Source organism: Streptomyces sp. NPDC034049 (genome assembly GCF_055575575.1).
The window spans coordinates 1-14,634 of sequence record NZ_JBVISJ010000008.1 but is presented as its reverse complement, the minus strand read 5'-3'; the positions used below and the strand labels follow the sequence as shown (position 1 = coordinate 14,634).

Sequence of the window (14,634 nt, the reverse complement as noted above, 5' to 3'; positions counted from 1 at the left end):
TCGTCCGCACCCGGGTCCACCACCCCGAGGCGATCGCCGAGGCCGCCGCCCGCCGCGTCCGGCGCCCCCTGATCGGCGACTCCGGCCGGCTGATGATCGTCGCCGCCGACCACCCGGCCCGTGGCGCGCTCTCCGTCGGCGACCGCAAGCTCGCCATGGCGAACCGCGCCGACCTCCTCGGACGACTGTGCCTGGCGCTGTCCCGCCCCGGCGTGGACGGCGTCCTCGCGACCGCCGACATCCTCGACGATCTTCTCCTCCTCGGCGCCCTCGACGGCAAGGTCGTCATGGGCTCGATGAACCGGGGCGGTCTCGCGGGCGCCAGCTTCGAACTGGACGACCGCTTCACCGGCCACCGCCCCGAGGACATGGAGCGCCTCGGCTTCGACGCCGGCAAGCTCCTGCTGCGCGTCGACTACGACGACCCGGGCTCGCTCACCACCCTGGAGTCCACCGCCCGTGCCGTGGACGCCATGGCCGAGCGCCGACTCCCGGTGTTCGTCGAGCCGTTCATCAGCCGCCGCGACCCGGCCACCGGCAAGGTCAGGAACGACCTGAGCGCCGAGGCGGTCACCAGGTCGATCGCCATAGCGGCGGGCCTCGGCGGCAGTTCGGCGTACACCTGGCTGAAGGTGCCCGTCACCGAGAACCCCGACGACATGGCCCGCGTGATGGAGACCTCGACGCTGCCCGCCGTCCTGCTCGGCGGCGACGTCGGCGAGGACCAGGAGGGCGCGTACGAGAAGTGGCGCGGCGCGCTGCAACTGCCCACCGTGCAGGGCCTGGTGGTCGGCCGCTCGCTGCTCTACCCGGCGGACGACGACGTGACCGCCGCCGTGGACACCGCCGTCGGACTGTTGTGAGGGCCGCATGACACAGAAGACCGAGCTGTACGTACCCAAGGGCGCCACCGCGAACGCCCGGTACGCCGTGGACATCGACCCGAAGCGGGCCGGCTGGACCCACAGCAGCCTGCGCGTCGTGGAGTTGGAGCCGGGTGGCTCGCACACGTTCGCGACCGAGGACAGTGAATGGATCGTGCTGTCCCTGAGCGGCGGTTGTACGGTTCAGGTGTCGGAGGAACCGGGCAATTCAGACGGTGGCGGCAGCACCGAGTTCGAAATCCTGGGCAGGGAGAGCGTGTTCGCCGGAGTCTCCGACTTCGTGTACGCGCCCCGTGACGCCCGGGTACAGATCGCCTCCGGCGCGGGAGGCCGCTTCGCTTTGGCAGGAGCGAAGTGCGAGCGACGACTCCCCGCTCGTTACGGCCCCGCGCCGGAGGTCCCCGTGGAGGACCGGGGCAGCGGCACCTGCGCCCGCCAGGTGCGCAACTTCGCCTCCGCCGACGCCTTCGAGTGCGACAAGCTGATCACCGTCGAGGTCATCACCCCCGGTGGCAACTGGTCCTCGTACCCGCCGCACAAGCACGACGAGAACCGGCCGGGGGAGGAGACCGAGCTGGAGGAGATCTACTACTTCGAGATCGACGGCCCGCACGGCTTCGGCTACCAGCGGGTGTCGCCCTCCCGCGAGGGCGGCGCCGAGGTGCTCGCCGAGGTCCGTTCCGGTGACACGGTGCTCGTGCCCGACGGCTGGCACGGCCCGTCCATCGCCCAGCCCGGCCACAGCATGTACTACCTGAACGTGATGGCGGGCCCCGGCCCCGAGCGGAAGTGGCAGATCTGCTTCCACCCCGACCACACGGAGGGCTACCGATGAGCCCGACCTCGACCACGGCCACCACACGGCTCACGGTCGCCCAGGCGCTCGTCCGCTTCCTGTCCGCCCAGTACACCGAGCGCGACGGCGAGCGGCGGCGACTGATCGGCGCCACCTGGGGCATCTTCGGCCACGGCAACGTCGCGGGCCTCGGCCAGGCGCTGGTCGAGTACGCCGACGACATGCCCTACCTCCAGGGCCGCAACGAGCAGTCGATGGTGCACGCGGCCGTCGGCTACGCCCGCCAGTCGAACCGGCTGTCGACGCACGCGGTGACGACGTCCATCGGCCCCGGCGCCACCAACCTGGTCACCGGCGCCGCCCTCGCCACCATCAACCACCTGCCGGTCCTGCTGCTCCCCGGCGACATCTTCGCCACCCGCCCGGCCGACCCGGTCCTCCAGCAGCTCGAAGTGCCCTACGCGGGCGACATCAGCGTCAACGACACCCTGCGCCCGGTGTCCAGGTACTTCGACCGGATCACCCGCCCCGAGGCGCTGATCCCGGCCGCGCTCCAGGCGATGCGCGTGCTCACGGACCCCGTCGAGACGGGCGCGGTGACCCTCGCCCTGCCGCAGGACGTGCAGGCGGAGGCGTACGACTGGCCGGAGGAGTTCTTCGCCGAGCGGACCTGGACCGTGCGCCGCCCCGCGGCGGACGTCGCCGAACTGGCCACCGCGATCGACGCGATCCGCGCGGCCCGCCGCCCGCTGATCGTCGCCGGTGGCGGCGTCCACCACGCCCGCGCGGAGGAGGCGCTCGCCGAACTCGCCGACGCCACCGGCATCCCCGTCGCCTCCACCCAGGCCGGCAAGGGCTCCCTCCGCTTCGACCACCCGCAGGACGTGGGCGGCATCGGCCACACCGGCACCGCGACCGCGAACGAACTCGCCCGCACCGCCGACCTGGTGATCGGCGTCGGCACCCGGTACACGGACTTCACCACGGCCTCGAACACCCTCTTCGCCGCCGACGGCGTCCGCTTCCTCAACCTCAACATCGCGCCCTACGACGGCCACAAGCTCTCCGGTCTGCCGCTGATCGCGGACGCGCGGGCGGGTCTCGAAGCGCTCTCCGAGGCGCTGGAGGTGCACGGCCACCGGGTCGCGGACGGGTACGTCGCCGAGTACACGGAGGACAAGCAGCGCTGGGAGCACCGCGTCGACGCCTGCTACGAGGCCGACGAACCGGACACCCGGCCCACCCAGGCCCAGGTCCTCGGCCTCCTCGACGAGCTCGTCGACGAGTCCGACATCCTCATCAACGCGGCCGGTTCCCTCCCCGGTGACCTGCACAAACTGTGGCGGACACGGTCGCGGGACCAGTACCACCTGGAGTACGGCTACTCCTGCATGGGGTACGAGATCCCGGCCGCGATCGGTGTCCGGCTGGCCGCTCCCGGGCGCCCGGTGTGGGCGCTGGTCGGCGACGGCACGTATCTGATGATGCCGACCGAGATCGTCACGGCCGTGCAGGAGAACGTCCCGATCAAGGTGCTGCTGGTGCAGAACCACGGGTACGCCTCCATCGGCGGCCTCTCGGAGTCGGTCGGCGGTGAGCGGTTCGGCACCGCCTACCGGCACCGCAACCCCGACGACGGCACGTTCACGGGCGCCCCGCTGCCCGTGGACCTCGCCGCCAACGCGGCCAGTCTCGGCATGCGCGTGCTGCGCGCCAAGACCGTCCGTGAGCTGCGCGCCGCCCTCGCCGAGGCGCGGGCGGCCGACACTCCCACTTGTGTCTACGTGGAGACCCAAACGGCAGACACAGTGTCGGGCCCGCCTCCCGCGCAGGCCTGGTGGGATGTACCTGTGGCCGAGACCGCGACCCGCGCGTCCGCGGTCAAGGCACGCGAGGAGTACGACCGGCACGTCTCAACCCGACGCCGCCATCTGTAAGCAAGGAGTTTCTGGAATGACGAAGATCGTCAACCACTGGATCGGCGGCAAGACCGTCGAAGGCGCGTCGGGTACGTTCGGGCCGGTCACGGACCCGGCGACCGGCGCGGTCACCACCAAGGTCGCCTTCGCGACCGTCGACGAGGTCGACGCGGCGGTCCGCACCGCCAAGGAGGCCTTCGCCACCTGGGGCCAGTCCTCGCTGGCCAAGCGCACGGAGATCCTGTTCCGCTTCCGCGCGCTGCTCGACGCCAACCGGGACGCGATCGCGGAGCTGATCACCGCCGAGCACGGCAAGGTGCACTCCGACGCGCTCGGCGAGGTCGCGCGCGGCCTGGAGATCGTCGACCTGGCCTGCGGCATCAACGTGCAGCTGAAGGGCGAGCTGTCCACGCAGGTCGCCAGCCGGGTGGACGTCTCCTCGATCCGCCAGCCGCTGGGTGTCGTCGCGGGCATCACGCCGTTCAACTTCCCGGCGATGGTCCCGATGTGGATGTTCCCGATCGCCATCGCGACCGGCAACACGTTCGTCCTGAAGCCGTCGGAGAAGGACCCGTCGGCGTCGATCAAGATCGCGGAGCTGCTGGCGGAAGCCGGTCTCCCGGACGGCGTCTTCAACGTCGTCCACGGCGACAAGGTGGCCGTCGACCGCCTGCTGGAGCACCCGGACGTCAAGGCCGTCTCCTTCGTCGGCTCGACCCCGATCGCCCGCTACATCCACACCACGGCCTCGGCGAACGGCAAGCGCGTCCAGGCCCTCGGCGGCGCCAAGAACCACATGCTGGTCCTCCCGGACGCGGACCTGGACGCGGCGGCCGACGCGGCGGTCTCGGCGGCGTACGGCTCGGCGGGCGAGCGCTGCATGGCGATCTCGGCGGTCGTGGCCGTGGGCGCGATCGGCGACGAACTGGTGGAGAAGATCCGCGAGCGCGCCGAGAAGATCAAGATCGGCCCCGGCAACGACCCGACCTCGGAGATGGGCCCGCTGATCACGGCCGTGCACCGTGACAAGGTGGCGTCGTACGTCGAGGGCGCGGCGGCCGAGGGCTGCGAGGTCGTCCTGGACGGCACCGGCTTCACGGTCGACGGCTACGAGGACGGCCACTGGATCGGCATCTCGCTGCTGGACAAGGTGCCCACGTCCGCGAAGGCGTACCAGGACGAGATCTTCGGCCCGGTGCTGACCGTCCTGCGCGTCGACACCTACGACGAGGGCATCGCCCTCATCAACGCCTCCCCCTTCGGCAACGGCACCGCGATCTTCACCCGCGACGGCGGCGCCGCCCGCCGCTTCCAGCTGGAGGTCGAGGCCGGCATGGTCGGCGTCAACGTCCCGATCCCGGTCCCCGTCGGCTACCACAGCTTCGGCGGCTGGAAGGACTCCCTCTTCGGAGACCACCACATCTACGGCAACGACGGCACCCACTTCTACACCCGCGGCAAGGTGGTCACCACCCGCTGGCCCGACCCGGCCGACGGCCCGTCGGCAGTCGACCTGGGCTTCCCGCGCAACCACTGAGCCCTGTTGTGACAGAGGGGGCGGCCGTGCACCGGCCGCCCCCTCTGTCACGCCACCCGGGCGGTCGGCGGAGCCGACCGTGCCGCCGGTCTAGCCCCTGTCGTCCCAATCCTTCCAGCACGGGGTGTTCGGCCAGCACGCCGCCGAGACGGAGTGACCGTTCGACGGCGTCCGGCCGGTGTCGGCGGAGGTGATGCCGACGGCTGTGGCGATCAGGGCGGCGGCGGCCACGGCCGTGGTCAGGGCCTTGGTGATGAGTCGTTGCATCGCTGCGTTGGTCCCTTCGCGCAGTGGGGGTTGCGATAGATCATCAGCTTGTTGGATCACTGCCCCACAAGTCAATGTGAAACTTCAAGTAACTCTCGTCCTGTCGCACCTGGGCGGGCTCGACCCCGAACTGAAGGGCTGACGGTCAGCCGCCCCGCGCCCCCGGCGGATCCGACTTGTCAGGTTGCTGTCGAGGCCGCCCCCCGCCCCCGCATACCGCACCCGCTGTATGCCGAATTCCCCCCGTACGACCGTGGGATGTCCCACTCTTCCCCCCTCAGGGGGCCCTGGGGCACGGTGGGGGCCCCGTACCGTTGACGCATGGATCTTCGACTGACCGGGCCGCGCCTGCGCGGAGCGCTCCGGCGGAGGCCGAGGCGCGCCATCGCCGCCGCGGCCGCCGTCGTCGTGCTCGCCGGCGCGGGCACCTGGACGGCCACCGCCTCGGACGAGGCGGCGCCGGTGACCCGCGCCGACCAGGCCATGGAGACGGCCGAGGGCGTGCGCATCGACACCTCGTACTTCACCTCCGGCGGTGACGGCCGCCGCCCGGCCGTCCTGCTCGGCCACGGCTTCGGCGGCAGCAAGAACGACGTCCGCGAGCAGGCCGAGGCCCTCGCCCGCGACGGCTACGCGGTGCTGACCTGGTCCGCCCGCAGCTTCGGCAAGTCGACCGGCAAGATCGGACTCAACGACCCCGAGGGCGAGGTCGCCGACGTCTCGAAGCTGATCGACTGGCTGGCGAAACGCCCCGAGGTGCAGCTCGACAAGAAGGGCGACCCCCGCCTCGGCATGGCGGGCGCCTCCTACGGCGGAGCGATCGCCCTGCTGACCGCCGGGTACGACGACCGCGTCGACGCCATCGCGCCCGCGATCACGTACTGGAACCTGGCGGACGCCCTCTTCCCGAACGGCGTCTTCAAGAAGCTGTGGGCCGGGCTCTTCGTCAACACCGGCGGCGGCTGCGAGAAGTTCGAGCCCCAGCTGTGCGAGATGTACCAGCGCGTCGCCGAGTCGGGACGACCCGACGCGGAGGCCGTGAAGCTGCTCGCCGCACGCAGCCCCGAGGCCGTCGGCGACCGCATCAAGGTGCCCACCCTGCTGATGCAGGGCCAGACCGACTCCCTCTTCCCGCTCGGCCAGGCCGACGCCGCCGCCAAGGCGATCAAGGCCAACGGAGCCCCCGTGGACGTCGACTGGATCTCCGGCGGCCACGACGGCGGCGACATGGAGACCAGCCGGGTCCAGGCCCGGACGGCCGCCTGGTTCGACCGCTACCTCAAGGACGACAAGGGCGCCGACACCGGCTCCGCCTTCCGCGTCACCCGCACCCTCGGCACCGGCTCCGGCGACGGCGAGCCCCGCCTCGCCGGCACCACCGACGACACCTACCCGGGCCTGGAGAGCGACCCCACGAAGATCGCCCTCGCCGGCCGTGAGCAGAGCTTCGAGAACCCGGCCGGCGCCAACCCGCCCGGTATCTCCGCCCTCCCCGGCCTCGGCGCCGGCGGCGGCCTCGCCCAGCTCTCCTCGCTCGGCGTCAGCATCTCCCTGGACTTCCCCGGCCAGTCCGCCGCGTTCCAGTCGAAGCCCGTCGCCGACGACCTCCAGATCACCGGCTCGCCCACGGCCACGGTCCACGTCAAGTCGACCAGCGACGACGCCGTCCTCTTCGCCAAGGTGTACGACGTCGGCCCGGACGGCAGGTCCCAGGTCCTGCCCTCCCAGCTCGTCGAACCCCTGCGCGTCGAGGGCGCCAAGTCCGGCAAGGACGTCCGTCTCACCCTCCCGGCCATCGACCACGAACTCGACGACGGCCACAGCCTGCGCCTGGTCCTCGCCTCCACCGACCTCGGCTACGCCTCTCCGACGACCCCGGCGACGTACACCGTCTCCCTCAAGGGCGACCTGGAGGTGCCCACGCCGCTCGGCCGGGCCGACCGCGCGGACGCGCTGCCCGCCTGGGTCTGGTACCTGCCCATCGCCGGCGCCGTGATCGCCGCCGTCCTGCTGGTCACCGGCCGCCGCCGGATCGTCACCCCGGCCCCCGACCCGGCGCTCGCCGAGGTCCCGCTGGAGATCACCGACCTCAGCAAGAAGTACAAGAACGGCGACCGCTACAGCGTCCGCGACCTCTCCTTCCGTGTCGAGAAGGGCCAGGTCCTCGGCCTGCTCGGGCCGAACGGCGCGGGCAAGACGACCACCCTGCGCATGCTGATGGGCCTGATCCAGCCCGACGGCGGCCGGATCCGGGTCTTCGGACACGCGATCGTGCCGGGCGCCCCGGTCCTCTCCCGGGTCGGCGCGTTCGTCGAGGGCGCGGGCTTCCTCCCGCACCTCTCCGGCCGCGAGAACCTGGAGCTGTACTGGGCCGCCACCGGCCGCCCCGCCGAGGACGCGCACCTCGACGAGGCCCTGGAGATCGCCGGACTCGGCGACGCCCTGGCCCGCGCGGTCCGCACCTACTCCCAGGGCATGCGCCAGCGCCTGGCCATCGCCCAGGCCATGCTCGGCCTGCCCGACCTGCTCATCCTCGACGAGCCGACCAACGGACTCGACCCGCCGCAGATCCGCGAAATGCGCGAGGTCATGATCCGGTACGCGGCCGCCGGCCGCACGGTCATCGTCTCCAGCCACCTGCTGGCGGAGGTCGAGCAGACCTGTACGCATCTGGTCGTCATGGACCACGGGCAGCTCGTCCAGGCGGGCCCCGTGAGCGAGATCGTCGGCTCCGGCGACACGCTGCTGATCGGCACGTCCGAGCCCGTGGACGAGCCGGTCGTCGAGAAGATCGCCGCCCTGCCGGGCGTCGACTCGGCCGTCCGCGCCGACGACGGACTGGTGGTCCGCCTCGACGCCGACGGCAGCGCCCGGCGCCTGGTCGCCGACCTCGTACGGCTGGAGGTCCCCGTGGCGTCGGTCGGCCCCCACCGCCGCCTCGAAGACGCCTTCCTCACCCTGATCGGAGAGTCCGCATGAGCACGCTGGCCGAGCGTGCCGAGCACGCACAACCCGACTCCGCGCGGCCCGTCGAGGTCGCCGACGGCTACCGCGCCGGCCGCACCCTCCCGCTGCGGGTCGAGCTGGTCCGCCAGCTGAAGCGCCGGCGCACGATGGTCATGGGCGGCATCCTGTTCGCCCTGCCCCTCGTGCTGCTGATCGCCTTCCAGGTCGGCGGCTCGCCCGGCGAGGGCAACAACCGGGTCAACCTGATGGACACGGCGACGGCGTCCGGCGCGAACTTCGCCGCGGTGAACCTCTTCGCCGCGGCGGGCTTCCTCCTCGTCATCCCCGTCGCGCTGTTCTGCGGCGACACGGTCGCCTCGGAGGCCAGCTGGTCCTCCCTGCGCTATCTCCTCGCCGCGCCCGTGCCCCGCGCCCGGCTGCTGTGGTCCAAGCTCGTCGTCGGCCTCACCCTCAGCCTCGCCGCGCTGGTGCTGCTGCCGGTCGTCGCCCTCGCTGTCGGCACCGCCGCCTACGGCTGGGGCCCGCTGGAGCTGCCGACCGGTGGTGAACTCGCCGCGGGTGCCGCCGCGCAGGCCCTGGTGATCACCGTGGCGTACATCTTCGTGTCCCAACTGGTCACCGCCGGTATGGCGTTCTGGCTGTCCACCCGGACCGACGCGCCGCTGGGCGCGGTCGGCGGCGCCGTCGGCCTCACCATCGTCGGCAATGTGCTCGACTCGGTGACCGCCCTCGGTGACTGGCGCGACTTCCTGCCCGCGCACTGGCAGTACGCCTGGCTGGACGTCGTCCGCCCCCAGCCCGAGTACACCGACATGATCCAGGGCGTCTCGATCTCGATAACGTACGCCCTGATCCTGTTCGCCCTGGCCTTCAGGGGTTTCGGCCGCAAGGACGTCGTCTCCTAGGTCAACGGAGGATCACCGACCGGTCTCGACGGGCCCCCGCCGTGGCCGCTTCGAGACGCATCCGCAACTCCCCGTGGCGCACATCCGGGCCCCCACCACCGTCACAGTCACAACAGTCGCCTGCGAGAACCCACGACAAGGCGACGGACGACGTGGCTAGGGGGCCCGGATGCACACGTACCGCTATCGCAGGAGCACGCCGACGACGAGGCCGGCGGAATCGAGGCCGGCGGAATCGAGGCGGACGGCACGACGACGGACCGGCACCGCGCTCATCGCCCTGGGCGCGGCCTGCGCCCTGCTCCTCACCGGCTGCGGGAACAGCGGTGACGGGGGCAACTCCTCCTCGTACGACCGGGGAGGGAACGGCGGCAAGGCGGACGGCTTCCCGGCCCCCGCCCCCGACGGCCCCCGTGAACAGCGGGAGGGGGACGAGGAGTCCCGGGACATCGCACCCACCCCCGAGGACCACCTGTCCACCTTCGCCCTCGACGTCGACACCGCCTCCTACGGCTACGCCCGCCGCACCCTGGCCGACGGCAGCCTGCCCGACCCGTCGACCGTCCGCCCGGAGGAGTTCGTCAACAGCTTCCGCCAGGACTACGAACGCCCCGACGGCGACGGCTTCTCGGTGACCGTCGACGGCGCCCGCACCACCGGCGAGGACGGACCCTGGTCCCTGGTCCGTGTCGGCCTCGCCACCCGGGCCGCCGGGGGCGATCGCGAACGCCCGCCCGCCGCCCTCACCTTCGTCATCGACGTCTCCGGCTCCATGGCCGAACCGGGCCGCCTCGACCTCGCCCAGGACGCCCTGCGCACGATGACGAAGCGGCTGCGCGACGACGACTCGGTCGCCATCGTCACCTTCAGCGACGAGGCCGAGACCGTGCTGCCGATGACCCGCCTCGACGAGGACCGGGACGAGGTCCTGGAAGCGGTCGACAGCCTGGAGCCCACCGACTCCACCAACCTCGCGGCGGGCGTCGAGACCGGCTACGAGACCGCCGTCGAGGGCCTGCGCAAGGGCGCGACGAACCGGGTCGTCCTGCTCTCCGACGCCCTCGCCAACACCGGCGCCACCGACGCCGACACCATCCTCGAACGCATCGCCGGCGAACGCCGCGAACACGGCATCACCCTCTTCGGCGTCGGTGTCGGCAGCGACTACGGCGACGGCCTCATGGAACAGCTCGCCGACCGGGGCGACGGCCACACCACCTACGTCTCCACCGAGGAGGAGGCCGAGGAGGTCTTCTGCGAGGAACTCCCGCGCCACGTCGACCTCACCGCCCGCGACGCCAAGGTCCAGGTCTCCTTCGACCCGGCGACGGTCGAGGAGTTCCGCCTGATCGGCTACGACAACCGGCAGGTCGCCGACGAGGACTTCCGCGACGACCGCGTCGACGGCGGCGAGGTCGGCCCCGGCCACACGGTCACCGCCCTCTACGCCGTCCGCACCGAGGACGGCGCCGACGCCGGTCATCTCGCCACCGCCACCGTCCGCTGGCTCGACCCCGACACCCGGACCCCGCACGAGGAATCGGCCGGCCTGGAGGCCTCGGACCTCCACGGCGGCCTGTGGACCTCCGCACCGTACGGTCTCCAGGTCGCCGCCGTGGCCGCGTACTTCGCCGACGCGCTCCGCCAGGAGGACGGCCGGACCGACCTCCCGGCCCGCCCCTCGCTGAGCCGGCTGGGCCACCGGGCGGACGATCTGGCGAGGGACCGCGAGGACAAGGACCTCCGCGCCCTGGCCGAGGCGATCAGGACGGCGGAGGACCTGATGGGTTAGGACCTGTTGGGTAGGGCCTGTTGGGTAGGGCCTGATGGGTCAGGAACTGACGGGCCGGAACCTGGCGGACCGCAAACCGGACGGGGTCAGGGGCTGACGGCGTAGGACCTCGGCGCGCAGGCCGAGGGCAGCGCCCGCGCCAGCCCCTCCCCGTGCAGCCGGTCCAGCCGGTGTTCGACCGCGGACCGCACCGCCGCCACCCGCAGCCGGGGCCCGCACGACGCCCCGGCCCGCGACGACTCCGTCTCCCGGAGCGCGCTCAGCACCTCGGTGGTGATCCGGTCGAGCACCGGCCGCACCTCCTTCACCAGATCGGGCCGCGCGGTGGGCCGCTCCTCGGGGTGCGCGTCCCACCGTGCGTAAAGACCGCGCTGCACCAGCTTGTTGGCCTCGATCTGGTCCCGGAAGACCGCGGTGACGGCGTCCGGATCGAGGCCGAGCCCGACGGCCCGCGCCGCCACGTCGTCCAGGATCGCCTTCTCCCGCACGGGATCGTCGATCGGCGTGGCGGTCCCGTACTTCGCCGCCGCGACCTTGTCCGCCACGAGCAGCCGCTCGGCGAACAGATCGGTCAGCACGGTGAGCGACCGGGCGCCCGCGACCGTACGAGGGGGAGTGGACGAGGAATCGGCGGCGGCCGGTGCGACACCGGTCAGCACCACGGCGGACGAGACGCAGACGGACATGACGGATATCAGGACGGACCTGAGGCGTGGGGGGCGCATGATCCACGGGTATCACACGTGCCTCAGTCGCCCCCCGGAGTCGGGCGAAACCCTTGAAAATCTCTTACTTACGAGTAAGTTGACTCGCCAGTAATGTAGGAGTCGGCCTCGGGAGCCGTGATGGGCGTACGCAAGGACCTGAACCGGGCGAAGCAGCGCGGCGCCCTGCTCGACCGGGTCGAGGTCGAGGTCGTCAAGGACGCGCGGGGAGTCGTCCGTGAGGCACGCACACCCGCCCTCGCCTCGCCCCCCACCAGCGGCAGCATCGCCGATCTTCCCTTCCGCAACGCGACGGAGGCCCCGGACGCCGTCGTCCTGCGCCGCACCGACCGCCACGGCACCTGGCACCCGGTCACCGCCACCGCCTTCGCCCGTGAAGTCGCCGCCACCGCCAAGGGGTTGATCGCCGCCGGCCTCGAACCCGGCGGCCGGGTGGCGGTGATGTCCCGCACCCGCTACGAGTGGACCGTCGTCGACTTCGCCGTCTGGGCGGCGGGCGGCCAGTCCGTCCCCGTCTACGCCACGTCCTCGCCGGACCAGATCGAGTGGATCGTCCGTGACTCGGGCTGCCGATTCGTGGTGGTGGAGACCCCCGAGAACGCGGAGGCCGTCGCCACCGCCACCGCCCGCCACTCCCAGCCCCCGCACGTCTGGCAGATCGACCGGGAGGCCCTCGCCCACCTCGCCGACCTGGGCCGGGGTGTCCCCGACGACGAGGTCACCAAGCGCCGCGCCGCCCTCACGCCCGACACGGCGGCGACCATCTGCTACACCTCCGGCACCACCGGCCGCCCCAAGGGCTGCGTCCTCACCCACGCCAACCTCCACGCGGAGGCCGCCAACACGGTCGAACTGCTCCACCCGATCTTCAAGGAGATCTCCGGGCAGGTCGCCTCCACGCTCCTCTTCCTCCCGCTCGCCCACATCCTCGGCCGCACCATCCAGATCGCCTGTCTCATGGCCCGCATCGAGATCGGCCACTGCCCGAGCATCAAGCCCGACGAACTGCGGCCCGCGCTCAAGAAGTTCCGCCCCACCTTCCTGGTCGGCGTCCCGTACCTCTTCGAGCGGATCCACGCCACCGGCCGCGCCACCGCCGAACGCCTCGGCCGGGGCGCCTCCTTCGACCGCGCCCACCGCCTCGGCGTCCGCTTCGCCCGCGCCCACCTGGACAAGTTCCTGGACCGGGGCCCCGGCCCGACCCCCGGCCTGTACGCCGCCTGGGCCCTGTACGACCTGCTGGTCTACCGCCGCGTCCGCAAGGAGCTCGGCGGCCGCATGCGGTACGCCATCAGCGGCGGCTCCCCCCTCGACCGCGACCTCAACCTGTTCTTCTACGCCGCCGGGATCATCGTCTACGAGGGCTACGGCCTCACCGAGACCACCGCCGCCGCCACCATCGTGCCGCCGCTCGGGCCACGCCCCGGCACGGTCGGCCAACCCGTTCCCGGCACCGCGGTCCGCATCGCCGACGACGGGGAGGTCCTCATCAAGGGCGCCATCGTCTTCGGCACGTACTGGAACAACCCGCTCGCCACCGACGCCGCCCTCACCGACGACTGGTTCGCCACCGGCGACCTCGGCGCCCTCGACGACGACGGCTACCTCACCATCACCGGACGCAAGAAGGACATCCTCGTCACCTCCGGCGGCAAGAACGTCTCCCCGGCCGTCCTGGAGGACCGGCTGCGCAGCCGCCCTCCGGTCGGGCAGTGCATGGTCGTCGGCGACAACCGCCCCTTCGTCGCCGCCCTCATCACCCTCGACCCCGAGGACGTCACCCACTGGCTGCACGTCCGCGGCATGTCCCCGGACACCCCGCTCTCCGAGATCGTCACCGACCCCCGGATGCGCGCCGACGTCCAACAGGCCGTCGACTACGCCAACCAGGCCGTCTCCCGCGCCGAGTCCATCCGTGAGTTCAAGCTGGTGGAAGGCGAGTTCAGCGAGGAGAACGGCCTGCTCACCCCGTCCATGAAGGTCAAACGCCACGCGGTCACGGCGGCGTACGCGGCGGCGATCGAGTCGCTGTACGCCAGGAAGTGAGCCGGGGGCGTGACGCCCCTCCCCGCACATGAAAGCGGGCCGCCGATGCTCGGCGACCCGCTTTTGCCCGGTGGTGGCGTGGGGGCTACTTGCCGCCGCCGTTGCCGTTGTCCGAGAGGATCGGGATGTCGGACAGGATGTGCGACAGGGGCTCGTCACCCTTGGCCTGGGTGGAGTTCTCGGTGCACTGCTGGTTCTGCGGGGCGGAGAGGATCGGCACGTCCTGGAGGGCGGCGACGCCCACGGCCCCGATGCCGCCGATGTTGAGCTTGGCCGGCAGGCCGATGCAGGGCTTGTTGAGCGAGCCCTGGACCAGCGAGAGCTGCGGGCTCATGTCGCCCTTGGTCACCGAGTTGCCGAACGCCTGGCTGGCACCGTTGCCGCTGAACGAGGTGGTCCCACCGTCGTCCGCGAGGGCCTGGGGCGCGGTCGCGGCACCGAGGCCGGCGATGGAAGCGGCAACAGCCGCGGTGGCCCACAGCTTGTTCATGTTGGATCCCTTCGGAAAGCGGACTCCGTTGCGGAGTTGCGCCCTGATCAACAGGGCATCCGGTCAACGGTTGCGTAGATTGCCCCTATTGGCGCAATAGGCGGCTTATCGTCGTGCAGAGGTGCGGAGGTTACCTGCCGCCGCCGTTGCCGTTGTCCGAGAGGATCGGGATGTCGGACAGGATGTGCGACAGGGGCTCGTCACCCTTGGCCTGGGTGGAGTTCTCGGTGCACTGCTGGTTCTGCGGGGCGGAGAGGATCGGCACGTCCTGGAGGGCGGCGACGCCGATGAGCCCGATGCCCCCGA

The 14,634-nt window shown here is 71.7% G+C and carries 12 protein-coding genes; 8 read left to right on the top strand and 4 right to left on the bottom strand.

The genetic code is table 11. From position 1 onward, the window contains the following. Positions 1–32 precede the first annotated feature (32 nt). From ACZ52C_RS23160 to mmsA, 4 genes are read left to right on the top strand one after another with little or no spacing between them, the layout of a single operon-like run. Positions 33–863, top strand: a complete 831-nt coding sequence (locus ACZ52C_RS23160) for a Cgl0159 family (beta/alpha)8-fold protein (protein WP_469076830.1) — start codon at positions 33–35, stop codon at positions 861–863. 7 nt (positions 864–870) lie between these two features. Beyond that, the gene (gene iolB, locus ACZ52C_RS23155) at positions 871–1,719 is read left to right on the top strand and encodes a 5-deoxy-glucuronate isomerase (protein WP_045557628.1); all 849 of its coding nucleotides are present in this window, start codon (positions 871–873) and stop codon (positions 1,717–1,719) included. Then, entirely contained in the window at positions 1,716–3,617 is a 1,902-nt protein-coding gene (gene iolD, locus ACZ52C_RS23150) for a 3D-(3,5/4)-trihydroxycyclohexane-1,2-dione acylhydrolase (decyclizing) (protein WP_469076521.1), read from the top strand. The genes iolB and iolD overlap by 4 nt, the downstream gene beginning before the upstream one ends. A gap of 16 nt (positions 3,618–3,633) precedes the next feature. Further along, positions 3,634–5,136, top strand: coding sequence for a CoA-acylating methylmalonate-semialdehyde dehydrogenase (mmsA, locus tag ACZ52C_RS23145; protein ID WP_469076520.1), 1,503 nt, complete (start codon positions 3,634–3,636; stop codon positions 5,134–5,136). 90 nt (positions 5,137–5,226) lie between these two features. Here the strand turns inward: mmsA and ACZ52C_RS23140 are convergent, their stop codons facing one another. Then, positions 5,227–5,403 (bottom strand): hypothetical protein, encoded by a 177-nt coding sequence (locus ACZ52C_RS23140; protein WP_469076519.1) that lies wholly within the window; start codon positions 5,401–5,403, stop codon positions 5,227–5,229. Positions 5,404–5,724: 321 nt separating this feature from the next. Here ACZ52C_RS23140 and ACZ52C_RS23135 point away from each other — a divergent pair, with 321 nt between their 5' ends. The 3 genes from ACZ52C_RS23135 (at position 5,725) to ACZ52C_RS23125 (ending at position 11,067) form a co-directional block, all read left to right on the top strand. Then, positions 5,725–8,382, top strand: coding sequence for an alpha/beta fold hydrolase (locus ACZ52C_RS23135; protein ID WP_469076518.1), 2,658 nt, complete (start codon positions 5,725–5,727; stop codon positions 8,380–8,382). After that, entirely contained in the window at positions 8,379–9,275 is an 897-nt protein-coding gene (locus ACZ52C_RS23130) for an ABC transporter permease (RefSeq protein ID WP_469076517.1), read from the top strand. Before ACZ52C_RS23135 ends, ACZ52C_RS23130 begins: the two co-directional genes overlap by 4 nt. A gap of 169 nt (positions 9,276–9,444) precedes the next feature. After that, positions 9,445–11,067, top strand: a complete 1,623-nt coding sequence (locus ACZ52C_RS23125) for a vWA domain-containing protein (protein WP_469076516.1) — start codon at positions 9,445–9,447, stop codon at positions 11,065–11,067. 86 nt (positions 11,068–11,153) lie between these two features. On the opposite strand, the gene ACZ52C_RS23120 is transcribed toward ACZ52C_RS23125, so the two are convergent. Continuing rightward, positions 11,154–11,792 carry a chorismate mutase gene (locus tag ACZ52C_RS23120; protein WP_469076515.1) on the bottom strand — a complete coding sequence of 213 codons (639 nt, stop codon included), beginning with the start codon at positions 11,790–11,792 and terminating at the stop codon, positions 11,154–11,156. Between the two features lie 120 nt (positions 11,793–11,912). Here ACZ52C_RS23120 and ACZ52C_RS23115 point away from each other — a divergent pair, with 120 nt between their 5' ends. After that, positions 11,913–13,838 carry an AMP-dependent synthetase/ligase gene (locus tag ACZ52C_RS23115; RefSeq protein WP_469076514.1) on the top strand — a complete coding sequence of 642 codons (1,926 nt, stop codon included), beginning with the start codon at positions 11,913–11,915 and terminating at the stop codon, positions 13,836–13,838. An 85-nt stretch (positions 13,839–13,923) separates the two neighbouring features. On the opposite strand, the gene ACZ52C_RS23110 is transcribed toward ACZ52C_RS23115, so the two are convergent. Together ACZ52C_RS23110 and ACZ52C_RS23105 are read right to left on the bottom strand one after the other, a co-directional pair. Then, positions 13,924–14,328 (bottom strand): rodlin, encoded by a 405-nt coding sequence (locus tag ACZ52C_RS23110; protein WP_469076513.1) that lies wholly within the window; start codon positions 14,326–14,328, stop codon positions 13,924–13,926. 130 nt (positions 14,329–14,458) lie between these two features. Further along, the coding region (locus tag ACZ52C_RS23105; protein WP_469076829.1) for a rodlin at positions 14,459–14,634 on the bottom strand (176 nt) is incomplete at its 5' end.

Bases quoted from the DNA above. Each gene is read 5' to 3' on its own strand.
- ACZ52C_RS23115 (WP_469076514.1), top strand. From the start codon at position 11,913: ATGGGCGTACGCAAGGACCTGAACCGGGCGAAGCAGCGCGGCGCCCTG.
- ACZ52C_RS23135 (WP_469076518.1), top strand. From the start codon at position 5,725: ATGGATCTTCGACTGACCGGGCCGCGCCTGCGCGGAGCGCTCCGGCGG.
- mmsA (WP_469076520.1), top strand. From the start codon at position 3,634: ATGACGAAGATCGTCAACCACTGGATCGGCGGCAAGACCGTCGAAGGC.
- iolD (WP_469076521.1), top strand. From the start codon at position 1,716: ATGAGCCCGACCTCGACCACGGCCACCACACGGCTCACGGTCGCCCAG.
- ACZ52C_RS23125 (WP_469076516.1), top strand. From the start codon at position 9,445: ATGCACACGTACCGCTATCGCAGGAGCACGCCGACGACGAGGCCGGCG.
- ACZ52C_RS23140 (WP_469076519.1), bottom strand. From the start codon at position 5,403: ATGCAACGACTCATCACCAAGGCCCTGACCACGGCCGTGGCCGCCGCC.
- ACZ52C_RS23130 (WP_469076517.1), top strand. From the start codon at position 8,379: ATGAGCACGCTGGCCGAGCGTGCCGAGCACGCACAACCCGACTCCGCG.
- ACZ52C_RS23120 (WP_469076515.1), bottom strand. From the start codon at position 11,792: ATGCGCCCCCCACGCCTCAGGTCCGTCCTGATATCCGTCATGTCCGTC.
- ACZ52C_RS23110 (WP_469076513.1), bottom strand. From the start codon at position 14,328: ATGAACAAGCTGTGGGCCACCGCGGCTGTTGCCGCTTCCATCGCCGGC.
- iolB (WP_045557628.1), top strand. From the start codon at position 871: ATGACACAGAAGACCGAGCTGTACGTACCCAAGGGCGCCACCGCGAAC.